Genomic DNA, 16,212 nt, shown 5'->3' on the forward strand with positions numbered 1-16,212 from the left:
GAAACTCGTCTGCACAGGTAACGATGACCGCATGGGGGTCGACTGGGGGTTCTTCGCACTGGGGCACGAGCACTTCTTCGCGCCGCCCTGGACGGAGGGTTCACCCTGGTTGCGGGGTCTTTTCCCCGATCCCGAGGTCCCCCCGATGTGGACTTCGCGCGTCAGCGGGCCGTGGCGGTCACACTGCCCGGCTGCCCCGCTCGCGCCCTCCGGCTGGAAGGTACACATCTCCGCGCACCCCGATCAGGCGGCGGCAGCGATCGGACTCGCCGCTCGCGTGTGCGTCGATCACGGTGTCGCGTTCAAGCACCTCCGCTCGTCGGGCCTCGTGCACGCGCTGCAGATGAAGTTCACGCCCACGACCCACAGCGGCAAAGTCGTGGTGTGTTACCCGGAGCCGGACGCACTGGAGGATCTGTGCCTGGCACTGGTGGACGCGCTCGACGGTATCGAGGGGCCGGACATCGTCGGTGAACCCAGAATCGGGACCTCGTCGGTGCACCTGCGCTTCGGCGCGTTCGTCGGCGAGTGGCTGGTTACCGGGGACGGCGTGGTACCGGCAATACGTCGCGGTGGGGAGCTCGAGCACGACCGTCGGGGCTCGGCCGGCGAGTCGCCCCCGCACCCGTACGCCGATGCCGTGGCGGCCGAGCATCGCCGGACTCTGACCGCGGCGACCCTGCCGCTGCGGGACGCGCGGCTGATTCATCGCACCAATGCAGGCGGGGTGTACCGCGGTACGTGGGACGACGGACGCGCCGTCATCGTCAAGGAAGCTCGTCATCGCGCCGGCCTCGATCTCGACGGCATTGCTGCACCCGTTCGGCTCGCACAGGAACATGTTGCGCTACAACGACTCTCAGAGAGAGGTGTTGCGCCCGAGCCGATCTGGTACGGGACCATCGGCCCCAGCGACTTCCTCGCCATGCAGGACGTAGGGGTCGGCACACTCGTTCATCACGAAGCACGCCGTCATCCCGCCGTCATTCCCGGTCTCGACGTGGAAGCTTCGGGGTACGTCGCGTGGATCGACGACGTCCTCGCCGCCGTGCGCCGGTCTCTCGACATCATGCACGCCGCAGGCGTCGCGCACGGAGACGTGCATCCGGCCAATGTGGTGATGCAGGAGGATGGTTCGGCGACGATGATCGATTTCGAGTCGTGCGCGATCGACGGCGTCTCGTGCTCCCGCGGAATCGTGGCGGCCGGCTACTCGAACGGAGAACCTCCCACACCGCAGGGCGATCGCGAAGCCGTAGCGAACATCGCCGACTCCCTGGTGCATCCTGCGGCCGCGAATACGACTTCGACGGCGGTGCGCGCCGACATGCTGGCCGGAGCCCGGGCCGATCTCGGCCTCGCACCGCATCGCGACCGATTGCCGGTGCCGACTACCACCGAACTGGTTTCCGGAATATGCAGCACAGCAACATTCGACGCGGAGGATTCGCTGTTTCCCGTTGACCATCGCCGATTTCACGTGTCCGGTGCGGGCTTGTCGTTGCTGTGGGGAACTGCAGGTGTCCTCGTCGGACTCCGCCGCTGTGGGGCCGATGGTGCGTTTATCGACGCCGGCGTGCAGTGGCTGGCGAACGCCGCTCTCACAGCACCGCTACTGCCGTCCGGATTCGGTGATGGAGGGCACGGAATTGCGTGGGCATTGGCTGAGCTCGGCGATGGCGCGTCTGCCGAGCAGGTACTCACACGTCTGGAGGACGGGCGCCCCGGGCCCTCGACGCCGTGGTGGCGCAACGGCAGCGTCGGCATCGCTCTGGCGTTCGCCCACATTGCTCGCGCGACCGGACGCGACGATCTCCGTGAAACAGCACTCGAACTCACCGAGGCTCTACCGGTATCAGGAACTCGTCCCGTCGATCATGTCCCCGGCATCGGGTTCGGAGGTGCTGGAGTCGCCTGCGCTGCAGCAGCTCTCGGGCGTCTACTCCAAGGCGACACCGATGCGGCCGTGAATGCTGCGCTCGATTGGGATCTGCAGTCGTGCGAGCAACGGGCCAACGGGCTCTACGGAAGACAGGACGCGAAGTTGTTGCCGTACTTGGGACGCGGCAGCGGCGGCATCGCGGTGGCCGCCAAGCTCTGTGGAACAGAACTGGACTCGGATGTGATTGCCGGGCTCTCGGCAGCAGTGGCGACACCGATCGTGGCGCTCGGCGGACTGTACGAGGGCCGAGCAGGATTGGCCGTCGCGGCACACGCGATATCGACGGGCGAGCATCCGTACTTGCCCGAGCTCACTCGTCGACTCTGCTGGTCTGTCGGCTCCGTCGACGGCTATACGATGTTCAAGGGCGACCAGAATGCCCGATACACAACAGATCTCGCGACCGGAGCCGCCGGGGCACTGATAGCTCTCGCACAAGATCCGGTAGCCGCATTCGCGTCGAGCTGCGGGTTCTCGACATGACGGGTGTCATGTTCGCGGTGCGCACCGCGTCATACGGAACACGTGATGACAGGTACTGCCGCTCGGGGGGTTCACTTCGGCAATATTTTCGGTGTCACATCCACACGAACGAGGGGTCCGATCATGAACATCGTCGAACTGCACGAGCTCACCGTCGACAAGTCTGCCGACTCCATAGACATCGTCGCGGCGATGAGCAGCTACTCGACCATGGGAATTTGCCCCTGAGACAGCCATTGCTCCACCGACTTAGTCATCTCTCGAAAGTCTCCGATAGTCTCGACCGAGTCTCGAGGGGGCGACAGCAGTGAACGATGAGAAGCCGAGATACAAGCCGGACGAGACACACTTTCCCAAAGCCGCGGTGGCCTTTGCAGCGACCTGGTTCGTCCTCGGACTGCAGTCGTTCCTCGCACTGTCGTCGGTACGAGATCAAACTCCGGTCATCGGAGTCCCGGCGGCCTTCTGCTCAGCCGCAATCATCGTCTTCGTCGCTCTCATTTTGGTTGCAGCACAGCGTGCAATTGCTTACAACCGCCAGAGTCCGAGACTGCGTTATGCAGCCTGGGCAGCGATTCCGCTGGGCATCGTCAACGTCCCTCTGTCGGAGACCTGGGAAACCTGTTGTATGTCCGTTGCGATTGCGGCCACGCTGGTCCGAGGGCGTCGGTCAGCGGTCGTCGTCGTTGCAGTCTTCGCCGTGGCAACTGCGGTCACCGTCGACGTCGATCGGGATTACCTCCTCCAGGCATTCGGAATCTCGCTCCTCACCGCTGGACTGTCGGCGGTCCTGATCGCCTTCTCCGAACTCGCCCGATCACTCATCGCACTTCACATCTCACGAGAGGAGGTAGCCAGATTGCAGGTGGACGCCGAACGGCACCGAATTTCGCGGGATCTGCACGACGTCATCGGCCGGACTCTCGTGACCGCCCTGCTTCGTAATCAAGCTGCGATCCAGCTGTTCACTGTCGACCCGGATCGTGCACGCGAGCAGCTGGACCACGTGCATCAGGTGCTCAGTGCCGGTCAGGCAGATCTTCGACGGCTGACCACCGGACCGATTCTGACCGACCTGGCCTCCGAACTCGCGACGGTCGAAGCCATGTGCGCCCGCCTGGACATCGTCTGCCACGCGGCAGTCGAACCGCCGGAAGACGGGGACGTGGATCGGGTATTCGCGGCAATCGTGCGGGAGGCGTCGACCAACATGCTCAAGCATGCGCATCCGCGTCGTTGTTCGGTGCACGTAGCTCAGGAGTCCGAGGCACACGTCCTGGAATTCACCAACGACGGCGTCACCCGTGGAGGGATCAGCGGTAAGGGAACGGGCATTGCAGACCTGACGGATCAGGTGTTCCAACTCGGGGGGCAATTCACAACGGACTGCACCTCTGACGGAGAATTCGTCGTGCTGGCTCGAATACCGCTGAGCAAGGGGGAGTAAGTGGCAATCAGGCTGTTGCTGGCCGAGGACGTGGCTCTGCTGGCCGAAGCCTTCGAGGTATTGCTGTCCACCGACCCCGACATCGAGGTGGTCGGACGAGTGGCCCGCGGCGACGAGGTACGCGCCGCCGCAACCGAGCTGACTCCGGACATCATCCTCATGGACATCGACATGCCGGGGATGACCGGTATCGAGGCCACCGCCGACCTGCGTGGAGCAGGGGTCGCAATTCCGGTTCTGCTGCTGACCGCGCTACCCGGTAGCGGACATGTGCACGACGCTCTTGCTGCCGGCGCGAACGGCTATCTGCTCAAGTCCACCGATGCACTGCATCTGCTCGACGGCATCAAGGCTGTCGTCTCCAAGCACACTGTGATCGATCCGGCGCTGGCCGCCGAGGCACTGCGCGCCGGACCGAATCCGCTGCGCGACCGCGAACTCGACGTACTTCGATTGGTCGACGCGGGACTGTCGACCAAGTCCATCGCCGAACGCTTGTTCCTCAGCCCCGGAACCGTGCGCAACTACCTTTCCAGTGCCATCACCAAGCTGGGCTCGACCAGTCGACTCGAGGCCATCCGCACCGCACGCGAAAACGGGTGGCTCTAGACGCACTCGGTGGTTCACGATCGACCTCGATGCGCGGGAAGCCGCCGATCGGATGCGATCGTGAACCCTCAGGTCCGCTGAAGACTCAGCCTCCGTGTGCCTCGACGGCCACGGGCTGCCATTCGCGCCAGTTGGCCAGTCGCGACTCGTAGTCCTTTGTCGCGATCTGCAGCGGAGCATCGCCGAAAAAGACTCGCAATGGCGGCTTTTCGGCGTCGATCACTTTGAGTAGTGCCGACCGTGTTGCGCTCGGATCACCGGGAGTTGCCTGCCGTGCACTGCGCAGCTTCGCAGCCTTGTCCCGAATCGGGTCGTACGCGGCGATGTCGGTGGACTTCTTGGCCGACGGGCCGGACCAGTCGGTGGAGAACCCACCCGGCTCGATCAGCGTCACGTGGATACCGAAGTCCTCGACCTCCTGGGCCAACGCCTGACTGAATCCCTCGAGGGCCCACTTGGAGGCGTGGTAGGCACCGACATTCGGGAATGCGGAGATTCCGCCGATGGACGACACCTGCAAGATGTGGCCACTCCCCTGCTCACGCATGAACGGCAGCGCCGCCTGCGTAACCCATAGCGCTCCGAAGACGTTCGTCTCGATCTGCGCCCGAGCATCTTCCTCGGAGAGTTCCTCGATCATGCCGAACTGGCCGTAGCCGGCGTTGTTGACGACGATGTCGAGTGAGCCGAAATTGTCGTAGGCCTGTTGGACTGCCGCGAAGTCAGCGGCACGGTCGTTCACATCCAGTTCGATCGGCAGGATCGCGTCGCCGTACTGCTCCTGGAGATCTTTCAGACTGTCGGTGTTGCGAGCAGTCGCTGCGACCCGGTCGCCACGGTCGAGAGCTGCGATCGCCCACTCGCGTCCGAATCCCTTGGATGTACCGGTGATGAACCACGTCTTGGCTGTCATGAATCTCGTCCCTTCGCTACACGGACAAAAGTAGGGACGACGTCCGCTGCAAACGCCTCTCGGCGAGTGGTCGCTCGAAGCGACAAATGGGGTGAGGCCCGGGGCTTGCCAAGCGAACGCCGTCAGAAGAGTCCAACGAGGTGCCGTCGCCGACTATTCCCCGCACGTCAGCTGTGTTCGGTGATCATGACCGCCATGGTGTTCGGCTCCAGCGCCTCGAAGATGTGCAGCGCGTCGCCGGGGTAGGCGACATAGTCGCCGGGTGCCAGCTCGACTGCCTCGCCCACTGGCCCCACCAGGGCTCGTCCGGCGCTGAGCACAACGTGCTCGACCACACCGGGCGAATGGGGGTCCGAGCGCCTCGGCTCGCCGACGTCCGCGCTGACCAGATAGATGTCTCGTCGCGCGTTCGGTGGAGACGACGCCAGCAGCGTCGCGGAGTAATCCGCCCGGTCCGACGCGAATCTCGGCCCCTCCCCTGCACGGATCAGTCGGACCGACTGTTTCGCCGGCTCGACCAGTCTGGAGAACGGCACCTCCAGGGTGACACTGAGGGCCCACAGAGTTTCCAGACTCGGATTCCCCGTACCCGATTCCAGTTGCGACAGAGTTGATTTCGCAATTCCAGCGCGGCGCGCCACCTCAGCCAGCGAGAGGCCGACGCGTCGCCGCTCCTGCTGCAGAGCGGCAGCGATGGCTGCGATCGGTGGTCCGGCGTCCGCCATTCGTTCACTCCATCGGTACGTGCGTTTGATTTGACGAACAGCTTAACATCGTCCACTATAACGATCATGCGTTCGACATGGCGAACCCTGCAGGGGGTGAACATCCGCGACATCGCGTTGGTCTGTCTGGCCGATGCCCTCGTCGGAGCCTCGTTCGGTGCGATCTCCGTGGCCGCCGACCTACCGCTGTGGCTACCGGTGGTGATGTCGCTGGTCGTCTTCGCGGGCTCGTCACAATTCATCTTCGTCGGCATCCTGGCCGTCGGCGGTAACCCCGTCGCCGCAGTCGCGAGCGCCTTGCTCGCCAACGTCCGTCTGGTTCCACTCGGCTTCTCCATCGGAGCTGTGTTCGAGAACGTGTCACCGCTGAAGCGACTTCTGGGCACGCATCTCATCACCGACGAAGCCGTCGCCTTCACCGTCGTAGAAAAGGACGAATCGAGCCGTCGAACAGCGTTCTGGCTGTGCGGAATCGGACTGTTCGTCACCTGGAACATCGGCGTTGCAATCGGCACCCTCGCCGGTGGAGCGATCACCGACACGGCGGCACTCGGACTCGATGCCGCGTTCCCGGCCATTCTGCTGGGACTGATCATGCCTGCCCTCCGAGACCGAGCTACGCGCAATGCCGCCCTCGTCGGCGCAGTGATCGCCCTGATCGCCTCGATGTTCCTGCCGAGCGGGCTCCCGGTACTGCTCTCGTTGATCGCCGTCGTTCCGGCCATGCTCTCCACTGCTCCTGGCCCACAGAAGGAACCCGCATGAACCTCATGATCCCGCTGATTGCACTGGTTGTCGGCACCTACGCACTCCGCATCGCTGGGCCGGCACTGCGCACGCGAATCACCATCTCGCCGCGCATCGACAGGGTTATGAACACATCCGTTGCCGTCGTGTTCGTCGCGTTGGTCGCCACCTCCACCCTGCTCGTGGGCAAGGACTTCGCGGGCTTCGCTGCCCCGATCGGCGTCACAGTCGCGGGCATACTCGCCTGGCGAAAAGCACCCTTCGTCGTCATCGTGATCGCCGCAGCAGCAACCACTGCGGGGCTGCGCTGGATCGGCGTCAATTGACCATCCACTCACGAACCCAAATCCCTCCCGCACGCTCGCGAACACCGACACCCAAGTCCACTCGATGTGACATTGACCCCCGAAAAGGCCACCAGATGTCACATTGAGTACATCGGAACGGGAACAATGGAAGAGGAACACGGGAAAACGACTGTCGACTTTGGGAGCAGCAATGACCGCGCTGGATGCAGTACGACGACGGTGGCCGAAGACGATGCCTCTGCAGCCGTTGCCGTCGGAGTCGTGGGCCAAGCAGGAGCCCACCTGGAAGGGTGCGAATCCCCAGGTCATCGAGTCTGCTCTCAAACGTGCGAAGACGCGGACCTCGGGTAACTGGTTCGTGTTCGCTGCCAGTCGCGACATCAAGGCCGACAAGCCGTTCGGACGCTACGTCGGCACCACCGAACTCGTTGCCTGGCGCGACTCGGCAGGCAAAGTACATATCGGCCCCGGCGCGTGTCCGCACCTCGGCGCCGCGCTGGACACCGCGAAGATCGAATGCGACACGTTGGTCTGTCGCTGGCACGGTCTGGCGCTCGGCCCGAAGGGCAAGGCGGGATGGCGTCCGGTTCCCGCATTCGACGATGGAGTTCTGGTGTGGGTGCGGCTCGACGAGCTCGGCGGTGAGGAGCCGACGCCCGTCCCCGTAGTCCCGATCCGCCCGCCCGCTTCGACCGCCATCGCAGGCGTGGTCACTCTCGTCGGCAAGTGCGAGCCCGACGACATCATCGCCAATCGCCTCGATCCTTGGCACGGCGCGTGGTTCCACCCGTACTCGTTCGCAAGACTGAAGGTCGTCAGCGCGCCCACCGAGATCGACGTGCCCGACGAGGACGATCGCTTTCTCGTCGACGTGACCTTCAGAGTCAGTCGTGGCGTCGGAGTTCCGGTACGGGCCGAGTTCGTCTGCCCCGGTCCCCGCACCATCGTCATGCGCATCCTCGACGGCGAAGGTGCGGGCAGCGTCGTGGAAACGCATGCGACGCCACTGGCTCCAGCAGCCGACGGCACGCCGCGTACCGCCGTCATCGAAGCCACGATCGCCAGCTCCGATCGCCCGGGATTCCAGATGGCGCGCAAGGTATCCGGGCTGCTGCGTCCGGCGATGAACTTCACCGCCGCACGCTTGTGGAAGGACGATCTCGACTACGCCGAACGCCGCTACGAGCTGCGCTCGACGGGCCGGGCCTGACCCTCGACGAACTCAGCGAGTTGACCGATGACGGTTCCCCATCCGTCATAGAAACCATACTCCTCGTGCATCCTTCGGTCCTCTTCGTTGCGGTGCATCACGTGGGCGCGGTAGTCCGTTCCGTCGGGATGATCGGTGAACGTGATTACCGCGGTCATGAACAACTGCGGTGCGGGCCGCCATCCCTCGACGAGTGAGTTCGTGAAGACGATGCGCTCACCGTCGTCGACGGCGAGGAAACAACCGTCGATATGAGGCTCGTAAGGACCGCCGGATTCGCTGATCAGTGTGCGGAATGCGCCACCGGGCTTCGGATTCCAGGCATCGACGCGGCACAGCGCGGGAGCGGGAATCCACCACTTCTCGAATTTGGACGGGTCCGTCCACGCACTCCAGACTGCTGCGCGTGGTGCCTTGATGACGCGGGAGATGGTCAGGTCCAGAGCAGGATCGATCGATGTCATTGCGCTTCACTTTCTTTCGAGGTGTCGGTGACGAATTGTTCGAGGCGATCGGTGCGAGATTCCCAGACGGCCCGCTGTTCCTGCAGCCAGCTTCCGGCCGCATCCAGGTTCGATCGTTCGATCGTGCATGCGCGCACTCGACCGACCTTGCGCGTGCTTATCCAGCCACTGCGCTCGAGTAGACGAATGTGCTTCATGAAGGACGGCAGGGTCATGTCGAACGGTTCGGCGAGCTCGCCCACAGTTGCCGGTCCCGACCCGAGCCGACCCAGAACTGCGCGCCGCGTCGGATCGGCCAAGGCTTGGAAAACGTCGTCGAGAACTTCCGAATGCTGAGCCATAAGGCACACTATCGAAGCTCGACACTTAACGCAAGGGCTAAGTGTCCGCGACGCCACGTACTAACTCGACCCTGTATGCGCCGCAGCACTATTGGAGCTGAAAATTTCTCGAGAAATTGCCCGAGGACTCTTGGCACTCCGGCTATGAGAGTGCTAATTTCTGTTCTGCACAGTTTGAGGAGCGACTCACCACAGGGGTGAGCGCATCTGCGTACAGGAGGTGGTTGCTGTGCTTCGATTCGATCCGTTCCGTGACGTCGATTCACTGGCCTCGGCGATGCTGGGTGTCTCTTCCGGTTCGGACCGCGCCCCACGATTCATGCCGATGGATCTGTACAAGGTCGATGATCACTACGTACTCAGTGCCGATCTGCCAGGCATCGACCCGGGGTCCATCGACGTCGACGTCGATCGCGGCACCTTGACGCTCACCGCCCATCGTTCGGTACCGGAAAGCTCTGGTGTGCAGTGGATTTCGTCGGAGCGCTTCGCCGGAACCTATCGTCGTCAGGTCTCACTCGGTGACGGCGTCGACACCGAGCGTATCGCTGCGTCCTACGACAACGGCGTTCTGTCGGTGACGATTCCGCTCGCAGAGCGTGCGAAGCCTCGAAAGATCGACATCGCTCGCACCGAGTCGACCAGCGAGCAGAAGTCCATCGAACACGAGCCGGCCTGAATCGAACCGACCACGACACGGCAGTGGGGTTGATGCGCAATGGAATCCGATGCAGTGGTGTGGGCGGAATCGACCGATCGTGAGCAGTGGTGGCGCACGGTGGTAGGCGTCGAGACGAGCATGAGGGAATGCTCGACGGCTGATGTGCTCGATCAATGTCGAGCCGAGCCTCTCGACGACGATATCTACCCGCATACCCAGCAAGCAGCATGACGAGAGGGGCCGGCACCGAACAGTCGGTGCCGGCCCTTCTCATCGGAAACCCTACAGCGACAACGAAAAGAACGTGCTCGACGGATCCGGCACGTAGTCCGCGAAGGGCGGACACTCGACGAATCCGTGGCGCATGTACAACCTGCGAGCGGCGGCGAAGTAATCCTGGGTTCCCGTTTCCAGGCTCACCCGGCCGTACCCGCGTCGACGCGCATCGTCGACAACATGAACGAGCAGACTCGACGCCACACCGCGACCTCGCGCCGCCGCCGACGTGCGCATCGACTTCAGCTCACCGTGATCGGGTGAAAGCTCCTTCAAAGCAACGATCCCCAGCAGTGCTTCCACCGCCCAGGCAGTCCACACGCTGACATCCGGTCCGCTCAGACCGGACAGATCGAGAGCGTGCACACTTTCGGCAGGCGAGGTGGCGTGCATGTCCGCGAGATGCTCGGTGAGCAATGCACGCACTTCCGGACGCGCCAGATCGTCCACCTCGATCCGCATCTCCGACGTCACCGATTCATGAGTCGTTCGATAGCGTCGAACATCTTGAATCTTCCACTGGTGGGCACTGTTTCGATGTCATGACCGGCGATGCCCCAACTCGACAGAAGAGTGTTTGCAGCCTGCAACCCCGTCGTCGCCGCGCGCTCCATCAACGCCACCGGCAGATCGATACGGATGCCGTCGCCCGCGAGGACCAGTGCAGGTTCGGGAGTGCGGACCGTAGGCCGCTCGGCGAACGCTCCGAGTCCGAACATGGGGCAGTCGTCTCGCCATTCTGACCGTTCCGCAATCACCTCTGCAGCAGCCGTTTCCGGATAGATCTCGTGCATCCGATCCATCAGCTGCTGCCGCGTGACCTCCTCGGATTCCTCGGCAGCGTAGGCGTGCAGTTCGACGACGGAGCCGCCGGTGCGGGCAGCCCACTGCGCGGCCTCGTCCTCGAACCGTTCGAGCACACTGATGTTGTCGATCGGCGGCATTCCGCCGGTGCCGATGAAGGCGGGGCGATCTGCGTCGACGGGCTTGCTCAGCCATACTCGGTGCACCAGGAACGGCGGTGTGTTCTGCAGCGCCGCAATCTGTTTGCGCCAATCGGGCGTCCCGAGTTCGGGTGACTGCTCGAGCACTCGTTGCAACCCGGCGATGTCGGTGGCAAGGACCACGGCGTCGGCATCGATGATTCCGCCGGCATCCACGCGGAATTTACGCAGTCCGCCGCGGGTGATCTCACCACACGGTGTCGACGTTCTGATCTCGACTCCGAGCCCGGTGAGATACTCACCCAGCGGATTCCACAGGGCCTGTGGGTAGGCGTCGCGGGGGACGTCGAAGATCAGCCCCTCGGAAGAACCCAGGAAGTAGATGTGGAACATCATCGCCAGCTCGGCGGCAGACATCTTCTCGGGATCGGCGAAGAAGCTGCGAGAGAACACCCCGAACGCCAGATGGCGCGCCGCCTCGGGAAAGTTGATGTTACGCAAGAACTCCGCTGCCGGAGTGGTATCGAGCTCGTCGAAGGTTTTGGGCACACTCACCGTCATCAGCGGCAGTGCCGCGATGCCGTTGAGGTCGGTGAGATCTTTCCACCGGAACGTCGGACTTCGCTTGACGAAGGCGAATGCGTTGAGCGGCGGCGTATCCGGTAACCCCTTGAATCCGTCGATTCGGCCGTCGCCGTCGATCAGCGGGTAGTCGTCGACCGGGCGCAACCGCGCCAACCCCGGATCTGTGCGGCGCAACAGGTTCCGGAGGTTGTAGTACTGCCGGAAGAATGCGTGGAAGCCGCGGCTCATGGTCGCGGGCGAGCCGTCCTCGAGCGTGGTCTTCCACCCGCCGACGCGGCCGCCGAGGTAGCTCTCGCGCTCGACCACGTGCACCTTCACGCCGCGCTCGGCCAGGGCAGTCGCGGCGCTCAGTCCCGCGATACCGCCGCCGACCACCACCACATGTGGAACGTCGGCCAGCTGACCGGCATCGGAATACCCCGGCACCGCAGCATGAGTGACCTTCTTGGAGTCGGTCAACGCTCTTCCTCCGCGGGACGAGAGCCGAGGAACGTGTGCACCACACCGTTCTGCCATCCGGTCATCGTCTCGCGGGCGACACTCGTGTAGCCCGCCCGCTGCATCCGCCGCATGAAGGCCGATGCGCCGTCGAAAGTCACAACGCTGCGCCACAGGTGGCGGTACAGGGTGGCGTCGCGCGTCGCCAGCCAACCGAGCGGAATGATGATGCCCCAACTCACCACGTTCCAGGAGATCCTGGCCCGGAGCGAATCGTGTACCGAGTACTCGTGGAACGCGATCGTCGAGCCCGGACGCAGCAGCGACAGCAGCGATTTGAGCTCTGTATCGGGTTCGTCGACATTTCTGATGAGGTACGCGGCCAGGATTGCGTCGAACGGGCCGTCTACCCCGTTGACCGCCAGATCTTCGACCCGCGAGTGCACGAACGTCACGTTCGACGGCCAGTCCTTGCTGCGGGCCACCTCGAGCATTTCGGCAGACGCGTCGGCAGCGACGATCTCGGCATGCGGCGCGGCTTCGAGCAGCGCGGCAGTGGATGCACCCGTGCCGCAACCGATGTCGAGCAGACGGAGGCCCGCACCGAGATCGGGGATCCGCAGGCGCTGAGCCGACTTGAGCAGGTGTTCGTGATAGCCGGGGTTCGCTCCGACGAGTCGGTCGTACGCCTTCGCGCCGACGTCGAATGCTCCGGGAACTTCGTTACGCGGCAGTCCGCTCTTACCGACCTTCACAGTGCCTCTTCCTTGCTCACGCGGGCAGAGGGCCCACCCTGGACCGTTACGACATCACCGTGCTGCAGCTGCCGTCCGCGCCGCACATCGACGTCCCCGTTGACGCTGACGAGACCGTCGGCGATGACGCCCTTCGCCTCCGCACCGGATTCGATGAGGTTGGCGAGCTTGAGGAACTGACCCAATCTGATCGATTCGTCGCGAATGGGGACATCGTGTGCGTCGGACATGGCTCCATCCTGTACTAGCGCGCCGTTCGCTGCTACCAACGAGTCACATCGAGGAACGGAACCTGCGCAATCGCAGGCTGTTGCTCACCACGAACACCGAGGACAACGCCATCGCGGCACCGGCGAGCATGGGGTTGAGCAGGCCCGCAGCGGCGAGCGGAACGGCAGCGACGTTGTAAGCGAAGGCCCAGAACAGGTTGCCCTTGATGGTGCTCAGTGTGCGCCGCGAGAGCCGAATGGCATCGCCGACGGCCCGCAGGTCGCCTCGAACCAACGTCAGGTCACTGGCCTCGATCGCTACATCCGTGCCGGTCCCCATCGCGAGGCCCAGGTCGGCCGTGGCCAGCGCGGCCGCGTCGTTGATACCGTCGCCGACCATCGCCACGACCTTGCCCGACGCCTGCAGTTCACGGACGGCGTCCACCTTGCCCGACGGCAACACACCCGCGATGACCTGATCGATCCCCACCTCGGAGGCGATGGCCCTGGCGGCGGCCTCGTTGTCGCCGGTCAGCATCACCGGCGTCAGGCCCAGTGCCCGCAGTTCCGCGACGGCCTGCTTCGACGTGGGCTTCACCGAATCGGACACAACCAGTACCCCGCGGGCCTTACCGTCCCACCCGAGCGCCACAGCTGTCCGGCCCTGACGTTCGGCGGTCTCGAAGGCATCTGCCAACTCCGCCGGAAGCGGCATCGACCAGTCGGCCAGCAATGAGCGACGGCCGATAACTGCGGCGCGACCGTCGACGACACCCTGCACCCCGAGACCCTCGAGGCCGGTGAACTCCTCGACCGGCAGGGACGACGCCCGGCCCGCGATGGCTCGGGCGATGGGGTGTTCCGAACCCGACTCCAATGCCGCCGCCACGGCACGGACCACTTCCTCGTCCTCGCCGTCGGCCACGTGCACCGACTGCAGAGTCATCTCCCCGGTGGTGACGGTGCCGGTCTTGTCCAGTACGACGGTGTCCACGCGTCGCGTGGATTCGAGAATCTCCGGGCCCTTGATCAGGATGCCGAGTTGCGCGGCTCGGCCGGTGCCGACCATCAGCGCGGTGGGTGTGGCCAATCCGAGCGCGCAGGGGCACGCGATGATGAGCACTGCGACCGCAGCCGTGAACGCACCGGCCGCGGAACTGCCTGCGCCGAGCCAGAACCCGAGCGTGGCGACCGAGATCGCGATGACGATCGGCACGAAGATGCCGGAGATGCGATCGGCCAAGCGCTGTGCCTGCGCCTTACCCGTCTGCGCGTCCTCGACTGCCTTCGCCATCTGTGCCAGCTGGGTATCCGATCCGATTCGGCTTGCCCGCACTACGATTCGGCCACCGACGTTCACCGTCGCACCGACCACGGCGTCGCCGATGCCGACCTCCACGGGTACGGATTCACCCGTCAGCATCGATCGGTCGACGGCCGAGGAGCCGCTCTCGACGGTGCCGTCGGTGGCTACCTTCTCACCCGGACGAACGACGAACAGATCTCCGACGACCAACTGATCGATCGGAATCTGCTGTTCTTCATCACCTTTCAGGACCGAGACCGTCTTGGCACCGAGGTCCATGAGGGCGCGCAGCGCCGCCCCGGCCTGCCGCTTGGACCGGCTCTCGAACCAGCGACCCGCCAGAATGAACGTGGTCACTCCCGCCGCGGCTTCGAGGTAGATGTTGCCTGCCCCATCCGTCCGCGCGATCGTGAACTCGAACGGATGCGTCATGCCGGGCGTGCCTGCGGTGCCGAAGAACAGTGCATACAGTGACCATCCCAGCGCCGCAAGGGTTCCCATGCTGACGAGGGTGTCCATGGTCGAGGTGCCGTGCCGCAGGTTGGTCCACGCGGCACGGTGGAACGGTAGAGCACCCCACACGACGACGGGAGCGGCGAGCGTCAGCGACAGCCACTGCCAGTTGGTGAACTGGAAGGCCGGGATCATCGCCATCGCGATCACCGGAATGCTGAGCACCGCCGAGACGATCAACCGCTGTTTCAGCGGATCGGTAGGGAGTTCTTCCGCGGGCTCGGCGGCAGGCACAGTGGCGGTGTACCCAGCGGCTTCGACAGCGGCGATCAGATCCTCGGTGGCCACGCCGTCACTGGTGACGCGCGCCTTCTCGGTGGCGTAGTTGACCGTCGCCGATACCCCGTCGAGCTTGTTGAGCTTGCGTTCGATGCGGTTGGCGCACGACGCACAGGTCATGCCGCCGAGGATCAGTTCTGTTTCCTGGCTCATGCCTGCCCCTCCTGTACCTCGATGGTGAATTCGGCTGTGTGCACGACGCCCCCGTGCTGGAAGTCCAGATAGAGCGCATATGTTCCCGCGGTGGGCGCGTCGACGGAGAAGTCGACCGTCGGGCCCGGCGGCCCCTCTTCGGGGTGTACATGCAGGTAGGCCAGGTCGTCGGCCCGCAAGGCCACCAGATGTCCATAGGCACCGAGGTAGGGCTCGAGATCGGTGACCTCGCGCCCCTCCTGCTCGATGGTCAGCGAAACGGTGGAGTTCGTGCCCGCGGTGACCGCACCGGCGAGCGTCACGTCATAACCGTCGACACTCGATGTCACATTCGGTGGACTCAGGGGCTGCGGTCGATAGTCGCCGGGAACGGTCAGCTCGGTTCCGAGGGTGATGTTCTCCCCACCGGCCGGAGTGAAATCCGCGAACAGACGGTACGGGCCGGGCGTCGCGAGATCGAGGGCCGTCGACCACATCCCCGACGCGTCACGCACCGGATGTACGTGCTGAAAGTCCGTCAGATCGCGTCGCACGACAACGAGGTGCAGTTCCTTGGTGTGCATGTCGTCGTAGTCGGTGAGCGGTGCCCCATTCGGTCCGCTGATCGTGAAGGCGACCGGTACGTCCGCGCCGGACGGGGCGACGGATCGATCGAGCTCGAGCGTGTAGCCATCCTGGGTGGCCTGCAGCCCGGCCGGAATCGCGGTCGAGGCGGCTGCCGCGTCGTGCGCGTCGTGGCCGGTGTGTGACGCGACCGCGGTCGCCTGGGCGTCGGGCCCGATCGTGTCGCCGACGAACAGTGCCGCGAGAAACAGAAACGCGATCCCCACGAAGAATCCGACGAGCTTGGTGGGGGCGTCGAGTTCCTGCCGTCCGTTGCGCATGGCACTACCCTACCCCCCCA

At 64.3% G+C, this 16,212-nt stretch carries 18 protein-coding genes; 8 read left to right on the forward strand and 10 right to left on the reverse strand.

Annotated elements, in window-relative coordinates:
* Window positions 1-31: 31 nt before the first annotated feature.
* From O4220_RS01435 to O4220_RS01445, 3 genes are all read left to right on the forward strand, one after another.
* Window positions 32-2,425 (forward strand): phosphotransferase, encoded by a 2,394-nt coding sequence (locus O4220_RS01435; RefSeq protein ID WP_269601769.1) that lies wholly within the window; start codon window positions 32-34, stop codon window positions 2,423-2,425.
* A 307-nt stretch (window positions 2,426-2,732) separates the two neighbouring features.
* The gene (locus tag O4220_RS01440) at window positions 2,733-3,872 is read left to right on the forward strand and encodes a sensor histidine kinase (RefSeq protein WP_269601770.1); all 1,140 of its coding nucleotides are present in this window, start codon (window positions 2,733-2,735) and stop codon (window positions 3,870-3,872) included.
* On the forward strand, window positions 3,873-4,481 hold the full coding sequence (locus O4220_RS01445; protein ID WP_269601771.1) for a response regulator: 609 nt from the start codon (window positions 3,873-3,875) through the stop codon (window positions 4,479-4,481).
* Window positions 4,482-4,566: 85 nt separating this feature from the next.
* Here O4220_RS01445 and O4220_RS01450 read toward each other — a convergent pair whose 3' ends face one another.
* Together O4220_RS01450 and O4220_RS01455 are read right to left on the reverse strand one after the other, a co-directional pair.
* Window positions 4,567-5,394 (reverse strand): SDR family oxidoreductase, encoded by an 828-nt coding sequence (locus tag O4220_RS01450; RefSeq protein ID WP_269601772.1) that lies wholly within the window; start codon window positions 5,392-5,394, stop codon window positions 4,567-4,569.
* Window positions 5,395-5,561: 167 nt separating this feature from the next.
* Window positions 5,562-6,119: a helix-turn-helix domain-containing protein gene (locus O4220_RS01455; protein ID WP_094692969.1), complete on the reverse strand. Its 558-nt coding sequence runs from the start codon at window positions 6,117-6,119 to the stop codon at window positions 5,562-5,564.
* Between the two features lie 66 nt (window positions 6,120-6,185).
* Here O4220_RS01455 and O4220_RS01460 point away from each other — a divergent pair, with 66 nt between their 5' ends.
* The 3 genes from O4220_RS01460 to O4220_RS01470 all read left to right on the forward strand — a co-directional run bounded on the left by O4220_RS01460 (window position 6,186) and on the right by O4220_RS01470 (window position 8,384).
* Entirely contained in the window at window positions 6,186-6,884 is a 699-nt protein-coding gene (locus O4220_RS01460; protein WP_269601773.1) for an AzlC family ABC transporter permease, read from the forward strand.
* On the forward strand, window positions 6,881-7,192 hold the full coding sequence (locus O4220_RS01465; protein ID WP_269601774.1) for an AzlD domain-containing protein: 312 nt from the start codon (window positions 6,881-6,883) through the stop codon (window positions 7,190-7,192). The genes O4220_RS01460 and O4220_RS01465 overlap by 4 nt, the downstream gene beginning before the upstream one ends.
* A 172-nt stretch (window positions 7,193-7,364) precedes the next feature.
* Window positions 7,365-8,384, forward strand: a complete 1,020-nt coding sequence (locus tag O4220_RS01470) for a DUF5914 domain-containing protein (protein WP_269601775.1) — start codon at window positions 7,365-7,367, stop codon at window positions 8,382-8,384.
* Here the strand turns inward: O4220_RS01470 and O4220_RS01475 are convergent.
* Together O4220_RS01475 and O4220_RS01480 are read right to left on the reverse strand one after the other, a co-directional pair.
* Window positions 8,354-8,848: an SRPBCC family protein gene (locus O4220_RS01475; RefSeq protein WP_269601776.1), complete on the reverse strand. Its 495-nt coding sequence runs from the start codon at window positions 8,846-8,848 to the stop codon at window positions 8,354-8,356. The two genes, O4220_RS01470 and O4220_RS01475, sit on opposite strands and share 31 nt — an antisense overlap.
* Window positions 8,845-9,189, reverse strand: a complete 345-nt coding sequence (locus tag O4220_RS01480) for an ArsR/SmtB family transcription factor (protein ID WP_269601777.1) — start codon at window positions 9,187-9,189, stop codon at window positions 8,845-8,847. Before O4220_RS01480 ends, O4220_RS01475 begins: the two co-directional genes overlap by 4 nt.
* A 229-nt stretch (window positions 9,190-9,418) precedes the next feature.
* On the opposite strand from O4220_RS01480, the gene O4220_RS01485 reads away from it, so the two are divergent.
* Together O4220_RS01485 and O4220_RS01490 are read left to right on the forward strand one after the other, a co-directional pair.
* On the forward strand, window positions 9,419-9,868 hold the full coding sequence (locus O4220_RS01485; protein WP_170944665.1) for an Hsp20/alpha crystallin family protein: 450 nt from the start codon (window positions 9,419-9,421) through the stop codon (window positions 9,866-9,868).
* 39 nt (window positions 9,869-9,907) lie between these two features.
* Window positions 9,908-10,081: a hypothetical protein gene (locus tag O4220_RS01490; RefSeq protein WP_269601778.1), complete on the forward strand. Its 174-nt coding sequence runs from the start codon at window positions 9,908-9,910 to the stop codon at window positions 10,079-10,081.
* 51 nt (window positions 10,082-10,132) lie between these two features.
* On the opposite strand, the gene O4220_RS01495 is transcribed toward O4220_RS01490, so the two are convergent.
* The 6 genes from O4220_RS01495 to O4220_RS01520 are packed head-to-tail and all read right to left on the reverse strand — an operon-like array spanning window position 10,133 to window position 16,192.
* Window positions 10,133-10,588 carry a GNAT family N-acetyltransferase gene (locus tag O4220_RS01495; protein ID WP_269602239.1) on the reverse strand — a complete coding sequence of 152 codons (456 nt, stop codon included), beginning with the start codon at window positions 10,586-10,588 and terminating at the stop codon, window positions 10,133-10,135.
* Window positions 10,589-10,596: 8 nt separating this feature from the next.
* A complete protein-coding gene (locus tag O4220_RS01500; protein WP_269601779.1) occupies window positions 10,597-12,114 on the reverse strand; it encodes an NAD(P)/FAD-dependent oxidoreductase in 1,518 nt (505 codons plus the stop codon).
* Window positions 12,111-12,848 (reverse strand): class I SAM-dependent methyltransferase, encoded by a 738-nt coding sequence (locus O4220_RS01505; protein WP_269601780.1) that lies wholly within the window; start codon window positions 12,846-12,848, stop codon window positions 12,111-12,113. The genes O4220_RS01500 and O4220_RS01505 overlap by 4 nt, the downstream gene beginning before the upstream one ends.
* Window positions 12,845-13,078 (reverse strand): RNA-binding S4 domain-containing protein, encoded by a 234-nt coding sequence (locus tag O4220_RS01510; RefSeq protein ID WP_032401604.1) that lies wholly within the window; start codon window positions 13,076-13,078, stop codon window positions 12,845-12,847. The genes O4220_RS01505 and O4220_RS01510 overlap by 4 nt, the downstream gene beginning before the upstream one ends.
* 43 nt (window positions 13,079-13,121) lie before the next feature.
* Complete coding sequence (locus O4220_RS01515; RefSeq protein ID WP_269601781.1) at window positions 13,122-15,308, reverse strand: heavy metal translocating P-type ATPase; 2,187 nt, start codon at window positions 15,306-15,308, stop codon at window positions 13,122-13,124.
* The gene (locus O4220_RS01520; protein WP_269601782.1) at window positions 15,305-16,192 is read right to left on the reverse strand and encodes a hypothetical protein; all 888 of its coding nucleotides are present in this window, start codon (window positions 16,190-16,192) and stop codon (window positions 15,305-15,307) included. Before O4220_RS01520 ends, O4220_RS01515 begins: the two co-directional genes overlap by 4 nt.
* Window positions 16,193-16,212 lie beyond the last annotated feature (20 nt).

It is taken from the genome of Rhodococcus ruber (assembly GCF_027270735.1).
Lineage (GTDB): Bacteria > Actinomycetota > Actinomycetes > Mycobacteriales > Mycobacteriaceae > Rhodococcoides > Rhodococcoides rubrum_A.

Coding starts and splice junctions, on each gene's coding strand:
- O4220_RS01435 (WP_269601769.1), top strand. CDS start 32: ATGGGGGTCGACTGGGGGTTCTTCGCACTGGGGCACGAGCACTTCTTC.
- O4220_RS01450 (WP_269601772.1), bottom strand. CDS start 5,394: ATGACAGCCAAGACGTGGTTCATCACCGGTACATCCAAGGGATTCGGA.
- O4220_RS01455 (WP_094692969.1), bottom strand. CDS start 6,119: ATGGCGGACGCCGGACCACCGATCGCAGCCATCGCTGCCGCTCTGCAG.
- O4220_RS01460 (WP_269601773.1), top strand. CDS start 6,186: ATGCGTTCGACATGGCGAACCCTGCAGGGGGTGAACATCCGCGACATC.
- O4220_RS01465 (WP_269601774.1), top strand. CDS start 6,881: ATGAACCTCATGATCCCGCTGATTGCACTGGTTGTCGGCACCTACGCA.
- O4220_RS01470 (WP_269601775.1), top strand. CDS start 7,365: ATGACCGCGCTGGATGCAGTACGACGACGGTGGCCGAAGACGATGCCT.
- O4220_RS01475 (WP_269601776.1), bottom strand. CDS start 8,848: ATGACATCGATCGATCCTGCTCTGGACCTGACCATCTCCCGCGTCATC.
- O4220_RS01480 (WP_269601777.1), bottom strand. CDS start 9,189: ATGGCTCAGCATTCGGAAGTTCTCGACGACGTTTTCCAAGCCTTGGCC.
- O4220_RS01490 (WP_269601778.1), top strand. CDS start 9,908: ATGGAATCCGATGCAGTGGTGTGGGCGGAATCGACCGATCGTGAGCAG.
- O4220_RS01495 (WP_269602239.1), bottom strand. CDS start 10,588: ATGCGGATCGAGGTGGACGATCTGGCGCGTCCGGAAGTGCGTGCATTG.
- O4220_RS01510 (WP_032401604.1), bottom strand. CDS start 13,078: ATGTCCGACGCACACGATGTCCCCATTCGCGACGAATCGATCAGATTG.
- O4220_RS01515 (WP_269601781.1), bottom strand. CDS start 15,308: ATGAGCCAGGAAACAGAACTGATCCTCGGCGGCATGACCTGTGCGTCG.
- O4220_RS01520 (WP_269601782.1), bottom strand. CDS start 16,192: ATGCGCAACGGACGGCAGGAACTCGACGCCCCCACCAAGCTCGTCGGA.